Genomic DNA, 20,155 nt, shown 5'->3' on the forward strand with positions numbered 1-20,155 from the left:
CTTCGGCGGCGACCCTGACGGTCCGCGACGGGTGCGCGAGATCCTGCTCCGCCGCTACCCGCACGCCGGACCGCATCCGCAACGCTTCCTGCCACACATCGTCGTCCGGGACGCGGCCTGGAACATCCTGCCCGACACCAGCGAACTCGTGGTCGTTGACAGCGCCTGCTCGGCCGCGATGTTCGCTGTCGACGCCGGGGTCCGTAGCCTGCTCCTCGGTGACGCCGACGTGGCCTTCTGCGGCGGTGTGTCCTCCGTGACGCCCACCGAGTGCGTCACGATGTCCCGGCTGGGTGTCATGTCGACCTCCGGCGAGGTGCGGCCGTTCGACCACGGAGGGACGGGGACACTGTTCTCCGACGGCGCGGCGGTGCTCGCCCTGAAGCGGCTGGAACGGGCACAGGCCGACGGCGACGAGGTGCTCGCCGTGCTCACCGGTGTCGGCACCTCGTCCGACGGCCGGGGCAAAGCGCTGTTCACCCCGGACGCGCGGGGCCAGCGCGAGGCTGTCCTGCGTGCCAGGCGGAAAGGCAGTGTGGCGCCAGGCAGTACCCGCTGGCTCGTCTCCCACGCCATCGGCATTCCCGCCGGGGATGCGGTGGAGTACTCCGCACTCGACAGCGTCACCGACCGCACCGCCGCCTGCCATGTCACCTCCTACAAGTCGGTCACCGGTCATCCGTCCTATCCGTCCGGCGCGCTGGGGATCATCACCGCAGTCCTGGGCATCCGGAACGCCATGATCCCGGCGCAGCGACTGTTCGACCGGGTGCCCTCGACCTACCCGGCCGAGGCCGGCGGTCTGCTCGTCGCCGCCGAGGACGTCCCGTTCCCCGAGACTGGGCCAAAGGTGGTGGGCGTGTCCTGCTTCGGCTTCGGCGGCGGAAACGGCCACGTCGTCATCACCGACCGGCCCACCGCCACCCCACCCCACCCTCCCGGTGACGATCCCGTTGACGATGTGGTGCTGGTCGGCTGGGGCACGCACCTGCCAGGTACACCGGACCGCCACCGCATGACAGCCGATCTGCGCAGCGGCCGACTGGACATCCCCGCCACCTTCGGTGATCCGTACCCACCACCGCCCGCCGCACTCGGCGTCCCGCCGTCAGTGCTGCGCCGGGTGGGACGCTGCCAGCCGATGCTCCTGCAGGCCGTCAGCGCCCTGGCCGACGTCCACGACACGCCATGGCGCGGGCTCAACGAAAACACCGGCGTGCACGTGGGGTTGTTCGGGCCACCGGAGGTCGCGATGACCTACCCACAACGCGTCCACCTCCGCGCAGTGCGGCGCGCCCTTGCCGACGCCCCGGACACCGAACGCGACCGGCTCCTCCCGGTCTACGACCAGTACAGGGAAACAGTGCTGGCCCTGGTCCCCGGGGTGACCGAGGACGCCGTGACCGGCATACTGCCCAACTGCGTCGCGGCACGAGTATCCAAACGCTTCGACCTACGCGGCGCGAACATGGTCATCGACGATGGCACCGACTCGACACTCACCGCGCTGCGCCTGGCCATGCGCGCACTACAGGCCGGAGACCTCGATCTCGCTCTGGTATGCGGAGTCAGCGGCAACACCCACCCAGAACTCCTCACGCTGACACGGGCGCTGGACAGCGACGTCACCGAACTCGCAGAAGGAGCGTTCGCATACGCGCTGACCACCGCAAGCATCGCAACCACCCACGACCTGCCCGTGCTCGCCCGACTGCGGCCCTGGTCACTAGGACAGCCACAACCCCCGGCGGTGGTAGCGGCAGGACCGATACACGGCCGGACCTACCTCGGCGCGGACGGCGCGCTCGCCCTGCTCACCTCGCTCGCACACACCGAACCCGAGGTCCTGGTGACACCGCACAGCGGTGACCTCGGCGGCACCATTCCCCACGGCGTCCGACTCCTCACACCATAAGGACCGGAGTTGGAAATCGCGGCGAACATCGATGGGTCCCAGAGGGGCTCGCGAACCGCCGGTGTCGGCGGACAGGGAGACGAGTACGGGCACTGCATCCGATCGGCCTGTCCGTCTCGCTGGCGACTGGCCTTGACCACCCTCAGCGGGCTGCTACGCCAACGGGCGAGAACTCGCGCCTCGGATTGACCCGTTCGCCGCCCAGGCGTTGGTGCACGAGTTTCTCCACCGCGTTCCATCGCATAGTGAGAGCCCGGAACGAGACCTCAAAGGGCAACGGCACCCCGGTCTTGCTCGACAGCTCTGCCGCGCGATCCTCCGGCAGGGCGCTCGTGCAACCGATCTTGACCATTTTCGGCATCGCAGGATTGGTCATCACATAAACGAACCCTGTGTCAACCTCACAGCCTCAGCGACAGCCGCGGCAACATATGGCGCCCTCCACATGCGCGCAGCCGTGATGGCTGGCCGAGCAGGCCAGGCGATCGATGCGTGGGATCACATCGGAGAGGCCCAGCAGGTCGCTCGGCGGGTCAACGAAGGTGTGCACCTCGGCACCGCTTTCGGAACAGCATCAGTACGAATTCATCGCCTGTCGCTCGCAGCGGAACTCGGAGACATTGGCTCAGCACTGCGTTCTGCTGCCGGCTGGCAGCCACCGACGAGCCTTCCAGCGGAACGACGGTCGCATTTCTACATCGACCTCGCCCGTGCATACCATCATGCCGACCAGCCCGATCGAACACTCGAAGCTCTGCACACCGCACGGCTTATCGCCCCTGAACATGTCCGTGCCCACCCCAAGGTTCGATCGATCGTCGAGCAGATGGTCATCATGAGCGGCGATACTGCGAGCGAAACCCTGGTGGCCAAGATGCGTGCTACCACCGTTCCGACACCTCGCTGAACCACTCCACCTTCCGGCTTGGTCACCGAGGCCGCCGCACCAACTCGGGTAGCTCCAGTAACGAATCGATGATCCATTCAGCGTTCCGTCTGACCTGCGGGTCATCGGCCCACAAGTGGCCCCACAGCCCTCGGCGGATCAACACGGGCTTCAGCCCAGCCGCCCGCGCAGGGACGATGTCGTTATCTCGATGATCGCCGACGTAGACGATTCCATTCCGGGTCCCCGGAGCGAACTCGGCCACCCTGTCGAAGAAGCCCGGGTCAGGTTTCGCAATGCCCCACTCGCCCGACGTCGCGACCGCATCGACAGGTAGCTCAAGGCCTCGCAGCAAGCCCGCCGCCTTAACTGTCTGGTTTCCCGCGATACCTACCCACAACCCGGCGTCCTTCAGAGCGGCAAGCCCCGGGCCGAACATCGGAGTAGAGATCAGCATCCTCAATCTGCTCGCCGACCCCGGCTTCGTCACGGCGCTGACGTTCGGCTGCCAGGTCGAACCCAGGCCGCAACACCCGAAAAGTCTCGGCGTTATCGCGACCTGCTGCGGTGACGGCGCCGAGAATCGCCGAGAACGTGTGCCTCGGCACGCCGACCCAATCCGCCCAGGCAGCGAATTCACGTGAGTCGTCGAGCAACGTTTCCCCGACATCGAACACCACCGAATGGATCACACCGCTCCCCGTATGCCGTCGTTGCTACACTCCGTTAGAGAAGGTACCCGTCTGTGGCATCCCTTCTCGCGAGTCCAGCCGCTAGCTCCATAAACACGTGCTTCATCACCTAGCAACCTCGGTAGCGGGATCAAGGTGGTTGGCTCGTGCTGTCAACCATCGATACGGCCTGTCTACGGCTTGGAGCATCCACCACGGCACCGAGAGCACATGGCTGGCCTACCGCACCGTGCAGGTGGAGCCGAGCAACGTAGCGAACATCGTGGCGAGCCTGGCGCAGGCGCGGGAGGTCGCCCAGGCCCGTACTCGGCGCACCGACCGCGCCTGGCGGCTCATGAAATGAGCCCTGCGCTCTACCACCCACAGGGGCAGGAGCGCGGAGACCGCTGGACCACCCCTGGGGTGGCTGGCCGTTTCGCGAGTTATCGGTAGTTCAGTGGCCTTGGGCCGAGCCGTCGTCCATTCGTGTCGTGTCGGTGTGTCCAGCCATGTCGGTTCGCATGCCAACGGATGGCGCCGTTGACGCGCTGGCGGGGTCGCCAAACCTGATCATGGCGGGCGCATTCGATGTGGCGAGGACGGCGAGGCAGCCAATTGTCGGTGGGACAAGCGGCACCGCATGTGATCGGCGTGACCACGTGCCTGCACCGGACGAACTGGAGACGTACGTGGCTGCGCTGGAAACGCCGGTCCCCGGCTGATCGGCAAGTTGCTTTGCAGCGAGCGCGACACCGCCGCGCGGATGCTGGCCGGTGAAGCTAACCGGCGAACGCGAGCGCGGTTCCCGGCCATGCGCAGCGCAATCAATGCCGCCGCGGTCGGACATCGGCAGATCGCCGCCCCGCCGAACAGGGTCCTCGCCGAGGAGCGCGCGCCGACGGATGCCGCCCTGGCCTCATCCGACCACGCCCGTCGTGACCGAGACCCGCGCATCCCAATGTCACGTCCACACCCGGGCATCACATACAAGCTACCAGCAAGATCTGCGCCTCCATTTGCTTGGACAGCGCTGTCACATAATCAACACAGAATGAGGACACGATAGTCCTCGCCGCCACACTTCCTCGCCGAGGAAAATTCGTTCATCATGGTTTGATCAACACGCACGCACTCCGCATAAATAATGCAGAGACTTTCGATCGTGGATATGCCGATTGTCTCGCGAAGCGAGAGCGCAAATCCTCATCTCCCAAAGGAGCAAGGAAAAATGTTTAACATCGCAAGATTCACTGGCGCAGCATTAACTGCCACGGCTGCAGCAGCACTAACGTTCGGCGGCACACTTATCACATCCAGTTCCACCTCGGCCGCAGTCGATACAGCCCAAGGGAAGTCCTCAATCGCAGCACCAGCACCCTGTGGATATCTAGGCGCCGGGAAATATCGACACTGCGATGGCGGCAGCAAATCCACCGTCATGCTCGACGTCAAAACCATCATTTTTTAGGACGGTAGGTGGATACCGACGTGACGGGTTTCCCGTTGATGGGCGGGCGCGTTCAGGGGACCGTGGTAGCCGGCGCTGGGATGATCTCCAAGGCCAACCAGCGCGACATCGAGGCCCGCGGGGTTGTCGTTCAGATCTTCACCCAGCCCTGGCCCGCCGCACGCTGCGCGGGACCGACGAGCAAGTCGCCAAGGCCGAGGAAGCTGTGGCCGGCAAAGTGCCGGTCAAGCGTAACCGGTTCATCCAGCTCGCCGGTGCCACCAAGACCGTGAACCGTGAGCTGGAAACCAGAACCCGCGCCCTGGCCGGATTGAAGGGTTACGTCACCAACCTCGCAGACCCGGTGCGCACCGCCCGCCGCTACCGCACCATCCAGATCCAGGCCGGCGCGAGCACCGTCACCGCCGCCGACGCCTTGCCCGACGACCTCGGCGTCGCCGTCGATCAAATACACCACCGATCAAGTACGCACAAAATTGAGCCAAGCCGGGGAGCGCGTCAAACAACGCCAGCAAAGGGACCAGCGTCCACTCGCGGATGACCCGTTTGACAGTTCTCCAGAGCTTGCGTTCGGGTGCTCGATCGGGCATCGGGTGCTCTCCCTACGGCTGACTGGGCAGTTGATTCCGGCACTCCGGTGCCGTGCAGGCACCGGCTCACCGCAATGCACGGTAACGAGCGAGAGTTATGACCGACATATGCGGAACAATTCGCTGAACTGAGCGGCTGATGCATCACTTTCGCAACACTGGACACTTAATCATACGTACCTGCCAACATAGCACGTGCACAGTTGACTCGCCGCGGGCAGCCCGGCCGGACTTCATCTTTGTAAGCTCTGGAGCGATAGTGCACACATGACAAACCGTCTGTACACAACCGTTGTCAGAAGACGCCGACCGTGACCTAGACTTCGGCCATACTTCTTCGCTCGTCCACGGCACGATTGCGTCCACGATGGAGGTGCCCGCGGATGACCACCGATGGCCACCTCAAGCTCGCGACTTTCATGACAGATGCGCGCAAACGCAACCCAGGGCACTTCGACACGAGCCTCGTCCGCGTTGGCGACGGTGTCTGACGGTGAGCGCATTGGCCGCCCTATTCATGCGCGGGCGCGGCTTGTCGGCTCACGGCCCACTACGCGGCGCGAGCGCACTCAGACTGACCCGAGTTTCACGTGTCTAGACTCCGGCGGGTGGGCTCCACTGGATCGGAGAGTACTGGTAACCACCGGAATCAGAACTTGCTGAATGGTCTTGCAGTCCAGGTGGCTGGTCCGGCCTGTGTTCGACAGCAGCACGATCGCGACCCGGTGGCCGTGTAAGTCATCTTCATCCGGCGTTCTGACGGGTGCTGCTCAGCGCTGGGGGTTCCGGGTACTCGGCTTCGCCGACGTCATCGAGGGGACGGTCTACACCATCTTGCTGCGCCTAGAGAAGAACGGGCTCGTCCAGGTGACGAAACGACCATCCGAGCAGGGTCCGCCGCGCAAGTTCTATGCGCTCAACGATGCGGGGCGCGAAGAACTCGCGACGTTCTGGGCGAAATGGGAGTACCTCTCATCGCGAATCGACAGGCTCAAGGAGGGCGGGAGATGAACTTCTGGGAGACCATCACAGGCAGCGATCTCACCAGGGAATGGAAGGCGTTCGAAGCCCGGGCCGAGGCATTGCCAGTCGACTACCGGGCGGCGTGGGAGCAGATCAAGGGTCAGCTTTTCGGCTATTCGGACTTCACAGGTCGCAACCTGATGCCGATCTTCGACATTGCTCTGGGACTCCTCGAAGAGACAGCGGCCGACGGGCAGGGCATTCACGAGGTGCTGGGTGACGACATCAAGGGATTCTGTGCGGCGCTGGCCGGCGGAGAAGGGACTCGGAGCTATCGCGACCGGTGGCGCGAGCAGTTGAACAGCAACGTCGCAAGGAAACTGGGCCGCTTGGGAGGCTGACGTGGGCATTCAGGACATCATCGAGGGCAAGAAGCAATGGCGGGCGCACATGGCGCGAGTCAAGGCACTCCCGCCGGACTACCAGATCGTCTACAAGGAGATGCAGAAGTACCTCTTCAAGGTTGGACCGATCGAATTGACTGACGGGCATCTGCTCTCAGGGATTGTCGATTTCTTCGAGGAGGGCGTCGCGGCTGGCAAGGGAGTCCTGGAACTCATCGGCAACGATGTCGCTGCCTTCTGTGACGACTTGGTCAAGGACTCGCGGACCTACTCGGACATCTATCAGGAGTCCATCAGCGGGGAACCCGGCGCGGCCGAGAAGTAACACCTGTCGATCCAGGGCACTGGCGGTCGCCTTGGGTCGACAGGGCGTCGTTGTCGTGCCAGTGGGCGTAAGCCCGGAAACCCCTAGCGAGCTGAGCAGCTGTCAGCTCGTCTGCAGATCCGCGCTTAGCCATTCAGGGTGACAAATGAGTTGGTGGCGCTCGGAGAGTCATCGCTGACCAGCTCCTCGTCGGAGAGCACCGCGTCGAGAAGGCCGTCAAGGGGGCCGAGCATGCCGACCAACAACCGAAATGCCCGATGGGACAGCGGAGCGGCCGTCGAATCCAGCAACCCGTCGGGTGAGCCGACTGTGCGCAGGTCGATGTTCAGCGCGACGTCTCCGCGGGCATTAACCTCCGCGACCAGGTAGGACACGGCCTATGTCTTTCCCGTTCCGCGCCGACCGTAGAGGACCTGGTGGTCCACCTTGTCGAGCAGGTCAGCGACGCCGGAGTCGACGAACGTCTCGCGCAGCTCCCTCATGTCGCGCTTCTCGGCCCGTGAGGGGATCTTGGTCAACGCACGGTTCAACTGCGACAGCCCGGCCATGACGGCTCACGGCAGTCGGTCCCTGGCTGAGCTGATGTACTCGGTTGTGATGGCCATAAATTCGATCTAGACCAACTGCGACCTGGAGGTGGGTGGGTCGACCAGTTCCTCAACATGCAGATGTGCCCAAGGTCATAGACATCTGCAAGCAGACCCGGCCGGGGGGCCTGCTGGGCACAGCGCGCGGACGAGTGACGTGCGGTGCTGTGTCGCATCAGTCTGGACCGCTTGTCGTGTTCGGGGCGGGGCAGGGATGGGACACTGTGGCCGGTAACCTGCTGTTTTCGGTCAGGTACGTGGTGCCACGCAAGGGTTGGTGGTGGACATGGGCAGACGCCGGGAAGGGCTTGTGGCCGCCCGGGAGCGAGCGGGCTTCACCCAGGAGTCCTTGGCGGCTGAGCTCAAGGTGGACCGTAAGACGGTTGGCCGATGGGAGGGCGGCGCGGCGGTCGCGCCGTGGCTTCGCCGACGTCTAGCCGGCGCGTTGGGGCTGACACTCACGCAGCTGTCGGAACTGGTTGATCATCGACACGAGGCTGGGTCGGCGCGAGATGGCGCCGGGTCCGGCCCTGAGGCTGCCGCCGGTGCGGGTGGATCGTCGTCTTCTGGTGCCGCGGCCTTGTGCGTGGCGATTTGCGGGAGTCGCACTGGGGAGACCGACGGCGGGGTGTTGGATGCGGTGGTGCCCGCGCTGGCTCGACTGGTGATGGTGGAGGGCTGGCGAGTGAACCATGGCCCGGTCGGTGTCGGCATCGAGGTCATGACCTATATCGCCGATCATTTCCGGCCGCCTGATTTCACCATGACCCCGAGCCTGTTCGGACGGCAGAACGTGGTGCGTGGAGCGTCGTATGCGCTCGTGGTGGGTGGTGGACCCGGTACCGCGGATGAGGCTGATCTGGGGGCTTATATGGGGGTGAAGGTCATCCCGTTCCCGCGCTCGGGTGGCACGGCGCGCCGCTTCTACGAGGTTGCTCGCGATCAGCGGCGGTTACGGTCGTGGATGCCGGAGCCGGTGTTCACGGCGCTGGGAACGTGCAGGGATGCCGACGAGTTCGTGATGCTGGTCCGGCAGCTGATCGTCGAAGGAGGAAACTCAGCGACATGAACGCTCGCCCTTATGTTCTGTTGTCGGTCGCCGCGTCGTTGGATGGATTCATCGATGACAGGAGCGATACGCGGCTGTTGTTGTCCAACGATGAGGATTTCGACCGGGTGGACGAGGTTCGTGCGGGAGTCGACGCGATCCTGGGCAGCCACCACCCTGGCCGTCTACCGCGCGACGCTCGAAAACACGGCAGGCATTGATCCCCTACGACCAAGACCACCAGCGATTCTGGACCGTGGACCAGGTGGTAGCCGCCGCAAGTACCCTCGCCAACGACATCGACCTCGATACCTGCGACCTGGTGTCATGGCACTTCGACAACCTCGAGATCGACCAACTCGTGCCCGCCCTGTGGGCCCGCGCTGGCCGCGCCCGGCCGCCGATTGTGCATCACCTGCACACCCTCGCCGTCACCCTGTTTCGTGATCACGTGCCAGCACCACAATGGGATAACCGTGTGCAGCAAGCAATCAACCAAGCCAACGGAAACGTCTACTTCGGACAGTACGCGCGTGACGGGGTAACCGGGGCCGCCGGCGTCCCGGCCGGGGTGGCGTGGCTGCCCACCACCATCCCTCCGGACACGCCCCCCGTAGCCCGACCGACGCTGGCCGCAGCGCTAGAGACACCGCCCGGACGGCCCGTGATCAGCCTCTACGGGTACGCGGCACCGTGGAAAGACGCTGCCCTGCTGCACGCCGCGCTCACCCGGATGCGCGCTCCCGCGCGGATCGTGCTCGCTGGAGACTTCTGGAACGACCCCGCCCAGGCTGGCATCGACCTGCGCGCGTTCAGCACCAGCCCAGCACAGGTGGGGCACAGCGAGCTGGTTGTCGTGCCCGGCTATCTCGGCGCCACCGACCGCGCCGCCCTTGTGTGCGCCAGCGTCGCGGGCGTGTTCCCGTACCGGCCGCATCCCAGCTTCCAGGGCAGCGGCGCCATCGCCGACTATCTCGCTCACGGCGTGCCCATGATCGCCACCAACATCGCGAACATGGCCGAACTAGTCGGCGACGCCGGCCACATCGTGCCCGCCGGCGACCCGCAAGCCCTGGCGGACGCATTGGACACCGTCGCCAGCGGTCACCCGGCCACCACGGCCCTTGCCCAGCGGGCCGCCGCCCGCGCCGGCCGATTCACCGCGCAGGCCCACGCCGCCCGCTGTCTCACCGTCTATCAACAGGTTCTCGACCAGCACAGGCGCAACATCACATGACCCCAACCAGATTGATCCTCGCCCGGCACGGCCAGGCCCACTGCAACACCCAAGGCATCATTGGCGGCCTCCGCGGCTGCATCGGCCTCACCGACCACGGCCGTCATCAAGCCCACAAGCTGGCCACACGCCTGCGCGCCGACCACGCCCAGACACCAATCACCGCGGCCTACACCACGCCACTCCGCCGAGCCCGGGAAACCGCCGACATCGTCGCCAACAAGCTGGATCTTCCCGTCAACATCGTGGACGATCTACGAGAACCCGACTACGGCGACGCCGACGGTCACCCCTGGGCCGACATCGTCACCGCCTTCGGCCGCATCCCCGCCCACCATCCCGACCGTCCCATCGCCCCTGGCGCCGAAACCTGGACCGCCTACCTCAAACGCACCACGACCGCGTTGGCCAGCCTTCTCGCCCAACACCCCGGCGGCACCGTGCTGATCCTCGGCCACGGCGAAACCGTCACCGCCGCCGCCCACTTCTTCCTCGATCTCGGGGCCAAAACCCGCGCAACCACCGCATTCGCCGTGCACTACGCCAGCATCACCCGCTGGGAACAACAACCCCTCACCTGGACCCAGCCCGACGCCGGATGGCGCTGGACCCTGCTCAGCCACAACGACACCACCCACTTGCACCCAGATCAGCAACCGTAAGCAATGTGGCAGCGACACCAACCACACCCGACAACATGATCAACCACGAACCAGGCAGGTGATTCCACGAAGGCTTGATAACCCGGCATAGCCAAGCCGTTGACCGCGCGACCGCCCTGCTTAAGCCTGCGGACCTCGCGGCCGATGCCGCTGCGCGTTAGCTGCTTACCGCCAGGATCAGTCGGACCTACCTCCAGGTGAGCCATCCGCCCTGATCGCCGCCCCCTCGCAGGAGCTTCAGCCCCCCGCCGACGTGCTGACTAGGGAATCATCGATACCAACTAGAGGGGCCGTCGGTCTATCACCAAGCTCGATGATCGACTCCGCGGGCAGGGCACCGAACCACGCTGCCGGACACTCGACACCCTCCCGCTACACTGCGAAGCACGGGCCGTTAGCTCAATGGGTAGAGCTGCTGACTTTTAATCAGTAGGTTCCGGGTTCGAGCCCCGGGCGGCCCACCAAAAGGCCAGTTCACAGCATCTTTCCTGTTAAGACATTCAGGGGTGCGGGATGCCGAAACGTATCTGGCGAGCCCAATTGGAGACGCCGCAACGCCGATGGTGAGCCGACATCTCCCCTGAGCCGGGTCGGTGTCGGCCCGGGGCCGGGCAGTGAGCACGTGTGGGTGCCCGAAACTCGGCCGCCCTATGCGACCCTGCCGGTATTCGTGGATGACTCCGCCGAGCCGGTCCCGTCTGATGACCTTGCTGTCCGCCGGCCGCCGGCGCGGAGAGTGATCGCAGCGGCGCGGCCGCACCAGGCATGCCGCGGCAGGGTCAGGTGCTCGTAGGCGGGGTAGCCCTCGCGGGCCAGGACACCGCTGAGTTCTGTCAGCACTCCACCGGCGTCGATATCGCCGGACGAGTGCGGCCGCCGAGGTGCATCATGCCTGCCCGAAGGGCCCGGGTTCGGGCTCAGTCGCCGACTTCTCGGCCGCCAGATCCTCACCTTCGGCTGGGTCGACCAGCGCGGCCCGCGGGACAGGCCCCGGGGCGACCCGGAAGCCGTCGGTGTGTCGGATGTCGGTCGCCGCGTTCCCCCCGCTCACTCAGCGCCCTCCTGCGATGTCGATGAAGGCGCCCCACGTACGACGCCTTGTCCGAGAGCAGCCACAGGACCGCCTCGGCCACCTCCTCGGGCTCGCCCGGGCGTCCGAGCGGGATCGCGGGGGCCAGCCGGGTCAGACGCTCGGGATCGCCTCCGCGGGCGTGGATGCCGGTCTTGATGAAGCCGGGCCGCACCGCGTTGACCCGGATACCCTCGCCCGCAACCTCAAGGGACAGCCCGATGGTCAGCGTGTCGAGCGCGCCCTTGGTCGCCGCGTAGTCGACGTACTCGCCGGCCGAGCCCAGCCGCGACGCCGCCGACGACACGTTGACGATCGCACCGCCGTGGCCTGTAGCAGCGGTAAAACGCCAACTCTTTGGTGCGGCGGTTGCGTCGGATCAGTAGCCATCGATGCCCGGGCACCTTGGCGTCGTGGTCGATGTCGATGAGGGCCCAGTCGTAGAAGCGGTGTCCTTTCGCCCCGGCACCGGCCGACAGGCGCTGCCACACATGCTGGGGTAGCCGCGTGGCCAGCCGCCTGATCAAGGGCTGCGTGGCTGCTCCACATTCCTCCGGTCGCCAGGATGTTGACCGCCGCCTGCCGACCGTTGGCAAGCACGGTCTGCGCATCCGCATCTGTGCCGTGGCGTTGGTGAACGGAGAGTCTGACGACGGCGGCTAGGAGGAGTTCGTTGAATCCATGTTCAACCGGCGCTTCAACTCGGCGTTCTCGCCTTCCAGCGCAGCGACCCGCTCCCGAAGCTCCGTGATCACTAGCGCTTACTCGACGACCAGAGCGGCAAGCTCCTCATACGACGGACGCCCATGCTCGGTCTGCACGCGAGATTATCCCACGGAGACAAACAAGCCCTACAAACAACCTGACCAGTTACGTTTCCGCTACACCGCAATTCGTGATACCAAGTTCAACTTCGGCGTGAATTTTCTTTGGAATGTTATTCACCAAGCTGCTTCAGGCGCATATGTCTAGCTAGATAAAGAGCGGCCATCGAGGGAATGAATAGAATAAACCAAACCAAGCTAAGCTCACCCTCAGCAAAGCTGAAGCCGACCCCTATCAATAACCCAGCAGCGCCGAAAGCAGATAAAAGGTTCTGCGCCATCGTTCTCCGCGGCTTGCGAGTTTCCACATCACACCATCTTTTCCAGTTGATACTCACAGTCTATCCAGCATTGCCGTTCCATGACGAAATACTTAAAGCGCAGGAAGTGTTGGCCTGCGGTATTTCCGCAGGCCAACACTTGAACACCTTGGCCGTCGTGTCATCCACTGTTGAACGGTCTCACTCTAGCATGGCAGCTAGCACGCATATCTGGCAACTAGCCCAGTGTAGAACATGTAAACACCGCCGGTATTACCGGTAGTAACAAGCACGCCCGCCGCTGTCCCTCCACTTAAGAAAGATGCCCCAAGGCCAAGCAAGGTAAAAATTCCACCGCTCCATAAGACAGCGTCGCTCGCTTCCTTGGTGCACAGATAATGCGGAACCTGCGGCGGTGGTATGCGCTTTGCCTGGTCGATTATTCTATCGCAGATGTAGTTCTTGGCTTCTCCTCCGTGGCGCAAGTAGGCTCCGGTGCAACTGGAGTAAAGTTCACCGAAGTACACTCGGTCTGAGTCATTCAGATTTATTGTTTTGTTTGCTACGTCTTGAATGTCTGAGTCGGTGACGACTGGCCGGTTGTGTCGCCGGTTTTCGTATTCTTGTTGACGGAGGGCGATTTCAGCCTGATGGGCCTGCGCGGCTGCGGTGGCTGCTGCTGAGGCGTCGAGTCCGGCGGCGTAGGCGTCGGCCCGCGCCTGGTTGGCAGCGCTGTAGGCGTAATTTGCGTATTCGCGAGCGTCAGCGGCGGAGCGGTAAGCCTGAACGGAGAACACGTCTGCCTGGTGCGCGCTTTGCTTGGCTGCTGCTGCAGCGTTCTTCGCTGTGGTCATCGCCTGCTGTGCCTGCTGTGCTGATGCCTGAGCCCGGTTGGCCGAGGCTTCGGCCTGCTGCGCGTAGTTCGCGGCTTGCGCCGCCGAGTTCTGCGCTTGCTGGGCATACCCAGCGGCCTCCTGCGCCGCGCCGCGCGCGCGTGCCGCCGACTCCGCAGCCGTGTTCGCATCTCGTACGGCATCCGCGGCTGCTTGGAAACCACGAGCGACGAGCCGGTCCATTTCGGCCGCGTGGGTCGCAGCTTGCTCGTCACGCTGCACGAAAAGGTGGTGTTCGGTCAGCACGAACCGCTCGGTCCATATTGGCGGCCCTTGCAACGCAGCTTCGGCTGCGGCTTGGGTGCGCGGTCCGCCCGTCGACTTGATCTGTCCCGTCACGACCCGCACGTCGATGTCTCGGGCCTCGTGCTGGCCCTCATTCAGGAACTGGCGTACGTCTTCCGGCGTACCGTTCAGCGCGGCTTCGGCTGCCTCGTTCACGGCTGGGCCTATCGCGGCAGCCTTGATCTTCGCGACTTGCAGTCGCTCGTAAGTGACCCGGTCATTATAGTCTTGGTTGGCGAGAAACTCGCGCACCTGCTGGTCGGTGCCATCTAGCGCCGCTTCGGCCGCCAATCTGAGTTCCACGGGTTCGCCGAGTTCTGCGATGCTGGCCACGGTTGCTCGGTCGTCCTGCGCAGCGGCGGCCTGCCGACCAGCGTTGAGCCACTCGCGGATATCGGCGTCTGTGCCCGTCAGCGCATGTTGGGCTGCCTGGCTGCTCCACGTTGCTCCGGTTGTCAGGATGTTGACCGCCGCCTGTCGACCGTTGGCCAGTACGGTCTCGGCATCGGCATCTGGTGCCGTGGCTTCCTCGAGTAACTGGCGGGTCTCTTCGTCGACTCGCGCGTCTTCGGCAGCGTCCCACTCCTCACGGTCCTGGTTGGTCTCCCACGCATCGTGGGCCTCTTGGGCGACGTCGATCAGTTCCTGCTTGTCCTGCTCGACACGTTCTGCTTCGACCTCGCGGGCCAATGCCACGACCTGCTGTGCTTGTTCGGCGGCGGCTACTGAGGCTTCCGCAGTCTCGATGGCCGAGTTGGCGTGGTTGGTGGCTTCAGCAGCTGCGTCGTCTGCATCGCCGGCGTGGTCGGCGGCGTCCTCGGCCGCGGCTGCCGCGTTGTTGGCGTGCCCGGCGGCTCCGGTGGCTGCTTCGGCGGATCTGTCGGCTGCGGCGGCTGAACGGTTAGCCAGACTGGTAGCTGTGTTCGCTGCGCGTTGTGCCCGGTCAGCCTGCGTCCGCGCCTCGGCGCCGGCTGCGGCGGCACGCTGTGCTTGGGCGTCAGCGACCCCTGCGTACTGACTGGCTTCGGTTGCGGCGGTGCCCGCCGCGGCCGCGTTGACTGCGGCGCTCGCGGCCGACTGGCCTGCGGCGGCTGCCTGCCGCGCCGCGTCGCCAGCGTGGCGGGCCGCGTCCGCCGCCCGGGTCGCACCCGCTGCCGCGTCGCGGGCAGCCACAGCGGCGTTCCGCGCGGCCTGCGCCTGGTTAGCGTTCATGGCCGCCGCCGAGGCAGCCGAGTACGCGCGCGAGGCTGCCTGGCCCGCCATGCTCGCGGCGGAGGCCGCCTGGGAGGCTGCGTTGGCGGCCACCCGCGCCGCCTCATCGGCCGCATTCGCCGCGCTGATTGCCGTCCGTGCCGCTGCCGCGGCCTGCCGAGCGGTGCTCGCGGCCTCCCCGGCCGCCGCAGAGGCCCGCGCGGCATCGCCCTGCGCTGCCGCGGTCTCTTGACGCGCGCGCTGCGCGGCAATCTTGGCCTGCTCCGCCGCTCTCACCGCACGCTGTGTGGCCTGTTCGGCGGCCACGGTGTGCTCGTGTGCCTGCTGGCCAGCTTTTTCGGCGCGCTCGACCAGTTCGGTGACTGTGGCCGTCTCCTCGTCGCGGGCCTGAGCAACCTCCCAATCGTGATTCAGGAACAGCATGGAGGCTTCGACAGTGTCGGCGTCGAGTGCTTCCTCGGCCGCCTGCTGCACATAGGGGCCCCCACTGGCCTTGGCGCGCGCCACCTGGAGTCGCAGATCGATGCGGTGCGGCTGCTCCCACCCCCCTTGGAGGAACGCCTCCAGCGCCTCTTCGGTGTCGGCGTCCAGCGCCGCTTCGGCTGCCTGTTGTACCAACTCCCCGCCTACCGCCTTCACCTGCGCGGTCTGGAACCGCAGATCGGTGTGGTAGTCGGGACGGAAACCCTCCTGTAGGAACGCTTCCAGCGCTTCGGTCGTATCGAGCTCAAGCACCTCGTTGGCCGCGATCTGCATGGCCGGGCCACCGTTGTCCATCATCCATATGACCTGGTCTCGGAGATCCTGATGCCGGGCCTGCTCGGCCCCGCTGTCCAGGAACTCGCGTAACTCGGCGTCCGTGCCCGCCAGCGCTGTGCCCGCGGCCTCGCGCATGGCTTCCCCGCCTGCGAGCCACATCTGCATCACCGCGGCCCGGTCCTGCGGAGTCACCGCCTGATCCTGCGCCCACGCCACCGGTGCGGCGCCGAAGCCGCTCATCAGCACGCTGAGAATTGCCCCGAACACCAGCCCCGCGCGAACGGCACCGCGCCGTCTTCGACGCAGGTAAATTGTTTTTGTCACTTCACCGTCTCCCGCCAGTAATTTTCATCCCACCAGTGAATCAGCTACTGATACTTTCCGACTCGTCATGGCGAATACAATCGGCCTGACGGGGCAAAAGTGGTGGTGTAGGTCACATCCTTCCGGCGCTGGTGTAGACCTTTTAAGTGAGCTAGCGTTCCCACCGTTTCCCCAACGAAAATTGCATTCTGGAGCGCCATGAAAAAACGATTACGAATCGTCGGAATTCTATTTGCAGTGGGCATAGCTATGCTGTCGACTGGCGCAGCAAATGCACTAGCCAGCAAGACCGATTCGACGCAAGCAGCGAACCAAGAAACACCGCCGCCGATCGTGGAAGAATTCCACTATCCCGGCGGGGAACAGATCTTCTCCGAACGAGGAATTCGCCTCATCAAGGGCGATGGGCATATCATGCTGACAGATTGTGACACCGGCGCCGACGTCATCAAGGTAGAAAGCGTCACGGTCGGCACCTCCTGTTACGCGGTGACCGGCGAACGTGGCTGGCTCACGATGGAAATCCCGCGCGTCTACCTGCTCCGGGGCGACGGCCACAACGTGGCAGCACGGATCACCGTCGATGGACAGACCGAAGCCGTCGACCTGGCTCCCGGCCAACACACCCCGGTCGGCGAATCCCAGGGTAGCGATCCGGCAACCCTGATCGAACTGCACGCTTCATGACCGCCCCTTTCTCAGCGACAAGGAGTTTCATGACCCGGCTGTCCCGAGCACGCCTGAGATCGGTCGCGGTGCCCGTGACCGTGACCGCGCTTGCGGCCACGATGTTCGCCGCTCCCGCACACGCCATCTCCGGCGGATCGGCCACCGATACCACGGCCCAACCATTCCTGGCCAAGATCAAGGTCGGCTCCGAAGCCTCCTGTTCCGGTGCGTTGATCACACCAGAGTGGTTGGCCACGTCGGGAACGTGCTTCGCCGCCACGCCCGGTCAGCCGGAAACGCCCGACCCAGGCCCGCCCCACACGGCGACCACCGCCACGATCGGTGGGCAGACTCGGCAGATCGACCGGATTGCGCCACACAACGACCGGGACCTCGTCCTGGCGCATCTCGACAGGCCGGTCTACGGCATCCTGACACCCAGTCCGGAGACTGTGGCCCCCACGGTCGGGCAGGCCGTGCAGGTGTCCGGCTATGGGCGTACCGAGAACCAGTGGGTTCCCGATCAGGCGCATACCGGAGACTTCACCATCGGGACTGTCGACGCCACCGAGTTGAGCCTGCAGGGAAGCACCGGCAACGCCAGTATCTGCAAGGGTGATGCGGGTGCGCCTGTGCTGAGCGAGGGGAAACTCGTTGCCGTTGCCAGCCGCTCCTACCAGGCCGGATGCCTTGGGGAGACGTCAGATCAATCCGGAGCGATCGCCACTCGCGTTGACGACATCACCGACTGGCTTGTCGCGCAAGTACTCGACCTGCACGCCACACCTGCCAGCAAGAACGCCATCAACCTGAGCTGGGTCCAGCAGGACCCCTCACTCAGCTACCGGGTGTACGGCGCCCAAACGGAGAATGTCGCTATTATCCCGGCCAATCTGCTCGGTGAAACCTCAGAGGCCCGTTTCGTTCACCAGGCGCTGCCCAAGGGCCAGAGCTGGCATTACCGCGTGACGGTCGTGGACGCGGGAGGAACGCAGATCGGGATATCGTTCACCGCGCACGCGGAAAGCCCCACCAGTACCGCCACCGACTTCAACGGCGATGGCATCGACGACATCGTGGCTGTCAACGGCACCGTCGCCACAGTCGCAACGTCGAACACCGCGCAGTTCGGGACCGCCGCTCAGTGGAGCAACCAGCTGGTGAGTGGAACGACTCCCCTCTCCGGTGACTTCAACGGCGACGGCAAAGACGACCTCGCCACGGTCGGCAACGGCCCGGTCGATGTGTACCTCTCCGACGGCGCGCGGTTCGGTCCCCGGCAACGCTGGCACGACATCCTCGCCGTCACCGGCAACACCGTGCTGGTCGGAGACGTCAACGGCGACGGCCTGGACGACATGGTGGTGTGCACCGGAGGCAGCGACGCCGACGTCTACGTGTCCCTGTCCACCGGGACCGGCTTCGGCCCCAAACAACTCTGGAACGGAAACTTCGTTTCCGGAACGCGAACCCCTGCCCTCGGGGATTTCAACGGCGACGGGAAAGACGACATCGCCAGCTTCGGCTCTGACGGTCTCGTCTGGATCTTGCCGTCCGACGGCACACGCTTCGCCGGCCCTAACCAGCTATGGCACAACTTTTTCTCCCCTCCAGGAGAAACTCCAGCCGTTGGCGACTTCAACGGCGACGGTCGTGACGACATCGCCACCTTCGTCGTCGGCGGCTCCGGCAGGGTCTACGTATCTCTGTCCACCGGAACGAACTTCATCGAGGACTACCAGGTCTGGCACGGCGGCTTCGGCACAAGCCCCGAATGGATCGGAACCGGCGACTTCAACGGCGACGGAAAAAGCGATGCCGTGACGTTCACGCGCGGCACCAACGCCGATGTCTTCATAGCCACCTCCAACGGCACGGCCTTCGGCCCCTCCACCAAATGGCACGACACCTTCGCCGCAGGCAGCCAGCACCCGCTACCCACAGCACACCGCCGCTAACAAACCCTGACGCGTTGGGGTGGAGGTCCCAACCTCCACCCCACCGCGCTATCAGCTTGCCGCAACCACCCCACGCGGAGCTCTTCTCGGCACATACTCGCACCACAACACCGATTTCGACGGTCGTGGGGACTGTTTCAAAATCATGGGATAGACCCCGTAGTACCGGCACCAAGACCTAGCGGAAGACCTCGGCGAGCGGGTCTTCCCCTCTTCGTCCATCCTCGACGAAACGGTGACGCGGATCCTGTCCGAGGTATTTGACCAAAGACCACACAACCGAACGACCGGCTGAATCGCAAATTGCCGTTGAACCGGCGGCACGAGGTTGCGGGCTGGGGTTGTACCCACTGCCGCAACAGTCTCGGGATTGCCGGCGCGCAGGCGCCGGCTGTTGGCACACGTCGAACGCGAACGAGTCGGTGGAGCGGACCGGCCTGATCGGCTCCGCCGTTGACAGGTCGGGATATAGCCCGGGTGGGGCTGGACAACGACAGCACCTTCGTGGCTGGATAGCCGGCCGGCACCCGGACCGGGGGCGAGTGCTCAGTGAATTCCTGGTAGATCGAGATTTCGTGAGCGAACTTAGCCTGCCAAAACTCTTCGCCGGTACACAGGACCTTGATCACCACCGGTTGTCCACACCGCTCCCCGATCGCGAGCAAGGACTTGTCAGTAGCACGCAGCACCTCGCCCAGCACGGCACCACCGAGATCAACTCCCACCAGGTCTCGTGACGTGCTGCCCATCGCCCTGCTCTCCCCTCACAGCCCGCCTTCCCAACCATCGAGAGCTCGGCAATCCTGCCAAACGCACCGGACCACGACCGCGAGCACGGCTTCAACCTGCGGTGCGCGGCAGTCGCAGCCAGGACGCGCTCAGCAGCAAGCCGCAGCGATTTTCCTCGCCGAGTTCAGCCGGCAGCAACCTGATCCGCCGTCCGCACTGCTCGGCAAGATCGACGATGAGGGCGCTCAGGTCGCACGGATGCGTGATGGGCAGGCTGCGGATCAACCCTTCGCAAGGCGCCGTTGTGAGCCACCGGTACGCGCCGGTTGTCATGCTTCCTCGCCAAATTGTGGTTCCGATGTTCCGTCGCAACCGCGGCCCGAGCGACGTTCGGGGATCATCACGTCAGGGCCCCAC

The 20,155-nt window shown here is 64.8% G+C and carries 20 protein-coding genes, 1 tRNA gene and 4 pseudogenes; 16 read left to right on the forward strand and 9 right to left on the reverse strand.

Annotated features, from left to right (window positions below; translation table 11 throughout):
• Positions 1-1,915 (forward strand): beta-ketoacyl synthase N-terminal-like domain-containing protein (locus ABZ863_RS22455; protein ID WP_358538812.1); only part of this gene is annotated, 1,915 nt, incomplete at its 5' end.
• 142 nt (positions 1,916-2,057) lie between these two features.
• Here ABZ863_RS22455 and ABZ863_RS22460 read toward each other — a convergent pair.
• The gene (locus ABZ863_RS22460) at positions 2,058-2,294 is read right to left on the reverse strand and encodes a GIY-YIG nuclease family protein (RefSeq protein WP_358538814.1); all 237 of its coding nucleotides are present in this window, start codon (positions 2,292-2,294) and stop codon (positions 2,058-2,060) included.
• 66 nt (positions 2,295-2,360) lie between these two features.
• On the opposite strand from ABZ863_RS22460, the gene ABZ863_RS22465 reads away from it, so the two are divergent.
• Complete coding sequence (locus ABZ863_RS22465) at positions 2,361-2,822, forward strand: hypothetical protein (RefSeq protein WP_358538816.1); 462 nt, start codon at positions 2,361-2,363, stop codon at positions 2,820-2,822.
• A 22-nt stretch (positions 2,823-2,844) separates the two neighbouring features.
• Here the strand turns inward: ABZ863_RS22465 and ABZ863_RS22470 are convergent.
• A pseudogene (locus ABZ863_RS22470) lies at positions 2,845-3,493 on the reverse strand (HAD family hydrolase).
• 139 nt (positions 3,494-3,632) lie between these two features.
• On the opposite strand from ABZ863_RS22470, the gene ABZ863_RS22475 reads away from it, so the two are divergent.
• The 6 genes and pseudogenes from ABZ863_RS22475 to ABZ863_RS22500 all read left to right on the forward strand — a co-directional run bounded on the left by ABZ863_RS22475 (position 3,633) and on the right by ABZ863_RS22500 (position 7,222).
• Positions 3,633-3,836, forward strand: a complete 204-nt coding sequence (locus ABZ863_RS22475) for a hypothetical protein (RefSeq protein ID WP_358538818.1) — start codon at positions 3,633-3,635, stop codon at positions 3,834-3,836.
• 798 nt (positions 3,837-4,634) lie between these two features.
• Positions 4,635-4,940, forward strand: a complete 306-nt coding sequence (locus ABZ863_RS22480) for a hypothetical protein (RefSeq protein WP_358539110.1) — start codon at positions 4,635-4,637, stop codon at positions 4,938-4,940.
• A gap of 151 nt (positions 4,941-5,091) precedes the next feature.
• Positions 5,092-5,370 (forward strand): annotated as a pseudogene (locus ABZ863_RS22485) (IS1634 family transposase); the annotation flags it as partial.
• A gap of 823 nt (positions 5,371-6,193) precedes the next feature.
• Positions 6,194-6,541 carry a PadR family transcriptional regulator gene (locus ABZ863_RS22490; protein ID WP_358538820.1) on the forward strand — a complete coding sequence of 116 codons (348 nt, stop codon included), beginning with the start codon at positions 6,194-6,196 and terminating at the stop codon, positions 6,539-6,541.
• On the forward strand, positions 6,538-6,894 hold the full coding sequence (locus tag ABZ863_RS22495; protein WP_358538822.1) for a DUF1048 domain-containing protein: 357 nt from the start codon (positions 6,538-6,540) through the stop codon (positions 6,892-6,894). The genes ABZ863_RS22490 and ABZ863_RS22495 overlap by 4 nt, the downstream gene beginning before the upstream one ends.
• Position 6,895: 1 nt before the next feature.
• On the forward strand, positions 6,896-7,222 hold the full coding sequence (locus tag ABZ863_RS22500; RefSeq protein ID WP_358538824.1) for a DUF1048 domain-containing protein: 327 nt from the start codon (positions 6,896-6,898) through the stop codon (positions 7,220-7,222).
• Positions 7,223-7,347: 125 nt separating this feature from the next.
• On the opposite strand, the gene ABZ863_RS22505 is transcribed toward ABZ863_RS22500, so the two are convergent.
• Together ABZ863_RS22505 and ABZ863_RS22510 are read right to left on the reverse strand one after the other, a co-directional pair.
• Positions 7,348-7,596 (reverse strand): hypothetical protein, encoded by a 249-nt coding sequence (locus tag ABZ863_RS22505; RefSeq protein WP_358538825.1) that lies wholly within the window; start codon positions 7,594-7,596, stop codon positions 7,348-7,350.
• Between the two features lie 3 nt (positions 7,597-7,599).
• Positions 7,600-7,770, reverse strand: coding sequence for a hypothetical protein (locus ABZ863_RS22510; protein ID WP_358538827.1), 171 nt, complete (start codon positions 7,768-7,770; stop codon positions 7,600-7,602).
• Between the two features lie 679 nt (positions 7,771-8,449).
• Here ABZ863_RS22510 and ABZ863_RS22515 point away from each other — a divergent pair.
• From ABZ863_RS22515 to ABZ863_RS22535, 5 genes are all read left to right on the forward strand, one after another.
• On the forward strand, positions 8,450-8,878 hold the full coding sequence (locus ABZ863_RS22515; protein ID WP_358538830.1) for a hypothetical protein: 429 nt from the start codon (positions 8,450-8,452) through the stop codon (positions 8,876-8,878).
• A complete protein-coding gene (locus ABZ863_RS22520) occupies positions 8,875-9,078 on the forward strand; it encodes a dihydrofolate reductase family protein (protein WP_358538833.1) in 204 nt (67 codons plus the stop codon). The genes ABZ863_RS22515 and ABZ863_RS22520 overlap by 4 nt, the downstream gene beginning before the upstream one ends.
• Before the next feature lie 44 nt (positions 9,079-9,122).
• Positions 9,123-10,094 carry a glycosyltransferase gene (locus ABZ863_RS22525; protein ID WP_358538835.1) on the forward strand — a complete coding sequence of 324 codons (972 nt, stop codon included), beginning with the start codon at positions 9,123-9,125 and terminating at the stop codon, positions 10,092-10,094.
• A complete protein-coding gene (locus ABZ863_RS22530) occupies positions 10,091-10,756 on the forward strand; it encodes a histidine phosphatase family protein (RefSeq protein ID WP_358538837.1) in 666 nt (221 codons plus the stop codon). Before ABZ863_RS22525 ends, ABZ863_RS22530 begins: the two co-directional genes overlap by 4 nt.
• Before the next feature lie 388 nt (positions 10,757-11,144).
• A tRNA-Lys gene (locus ABZ863_RS22535) sits at positions 11,145-11,220 on the forward strand.
• Between the two features lie 422 nt (positions 11,221-11,642).
• Here the strand turns inward: ABZ863_RS22535 and ABZ863_RS22540 are convergent.
• The 4 genes and pseudogenes from ABZ863_RS22540 to ABZ863_RS22555 form a co-directional block, all read right to left on the reverse strand.
• Positions 11,643-11,807 carry a hypothetical protein gene (locus tag ABZ863_RS22540; protein WP_358538840.1) on the reverse strand — a complete coding sequence of 55 codons (165 nt, stop codon included), beginning with the start codon at positions 11,805-11,807 and terminating at the stop codon, positions 11,643-11,645.
• Positions 11,808-12,150: pseudogene (locus ABZ863_RS22545) on the reverse strand (SDR family oxidoreductase); the annotation flags it as partial.
• 1 nt (position 12,151) lies between these two features.
• A pseudogene (locus tag ABZ863_RS22550) lies at positions 12,152-12,340 on the reverse strand (IS701 family transposase); the annotation flags it as partial.
• A 787-nt stretch (positions 12,341-13,127) separates the two neighbouring features.
• A complete protein-coding gene (locus ABZ863_RS22555) occupies positions 13,128-16,382 on the reverse strand; it encodes an ALF repeat-containing protein (protein ID WP_358538843.1) in 3,255 nt (1,084 codons plus the stop codon).
• Positions 16,383-16,580: 198 nt separating this feature from the next.
• Between ABZ863_RS22555 and ABZ863_RS22560 the strand changes: the two genes are divergently transcribed.
• The 3 genes from ABZ863_RS22560 to ABZ863_RS22570 all read left to right on the forward strand — a co-directional run bounded on the left by ABZ863_RS22560 (position 16,581) and on the right by ABZ863_RS22570 (position 19,746).
• Positions 16,581-17,069, forward strand: coding sequence for a hypothetical protein (locus tag ABZ863_RS22560; protein WP_358538845.1), 489 nt, complete (start codon positions 16,581-16,583; stop codon positions 17,067-17,069).
• A gap of 74 nt (positions 17,070-17,143) precedes the next feature.
• Positions 17,144-19,009 (forward strand): FG-GAP-like repeat-containing protein, encoded by a 1,866-nt coding sequence (locus tag ABZ863_RS22565; RefSeq protein ID WP_358538847.1) that lies wholly within the window; start codon positions 17,144-17,146, stop codon positions 19,007-19,009.
• A 575-nt stretch (positions 19,010-19,584) separates the two neighbouring features.
• A complete protein-coding gene (locus tag ABZ863_RS22570; protein WP_358538849.1) occupies positions 19,585-19,746 on the forward strand; it encodes a hypothetical protein in 162 nt (53 codons plus the stop codon).
• A gap of 103 nt (positions 19,747-19,849) precedes the next feature.
• Here the strand turns inward: ABZ863_RS22570 and ABZ863_RS22575 are convergent, their stop codons facing one another.
• Positions 19,850-20,071, reverse strand: a complete 222-nt coding sequence (locus tag ABZ863_RS22575; RefSeq protein WP_358538852.1) for a hypothetical protein — start codon at positions 20,069-20,071, stop codon at positions 19,850-19,852.
• Positions 20,072-20,155: the final 84 nt, after the last annotated feature.

It is taken from the genome of Saccharomonospora sp. NPDC046836, assembly GCF_040645195.1.
Taxonomy (GTDB): domain Bacteria; phylum Actinomycetota; class Actinomycetes; order Mycobacteriales; family Pseudonocardiaceae; genus Prauserella_A.

Bases quoted from the DNA above. Each gene is read 5' to 3' on its own strand.
- ABZ863_RS22530 (WP_358538837.1), top strand. From the start codon at position 10,091: ATGACCCCAACCAGATTGATCCTCGCCCGGCACGGCCAGGCCCACTGC.
- ABZ863_RS22495 (WP_358538822.1), top strand. From the start codon at position 6,538: ATGAACTTCTGGGAGACCATCACAGGCAGCGATCTCACCAGGGAATGG.
- ABZ863_RS22465 (WP_358538816.1), top strand. From the start codon at position 2,361: ATGCGCGCAGCCGTGATGGCTGGCCGAGCAGGCCAGGCGATCGATGCG.
- ABZ863_RS22575 (WP_358538852.1), bottom strand. From the start codon at position 20,071: ATGACAACCGGCGCGTACCGGTGGCTCACAACGGCGCCTTGCGAAGGG.
- ABZ863_RS22490 (WP_358538820.1), top strand. From the start codon at position 6,194: ATGGTCTTGCAGTCCAGGTGGCTGGTCCGGCCTGTGTTCGACAGCAGC.
- ABZ863_RS22560 (WP_358538845.1), top strand. From the start codon at position 16,581: ATGAAAAAACGATTACGAATCGTCGGAATTCTATTTGCAGTGGGCATA.
- ABZ863_RS22510 (WP_358538827.1), bottom strand. From the start codon at position 7,770: ATGGCCGGGCTGTCGCAGTTGAACCGTGCGTTGACCAAGATCCCCTCA.
- ABZ863_RS22520 (WP_358538833.1), top strand. From the start codon at position 8,875: ATGAACGCTCGCCCTTATGTTCTGTTGTCGGTCGCCGCGTCGTTGGAT.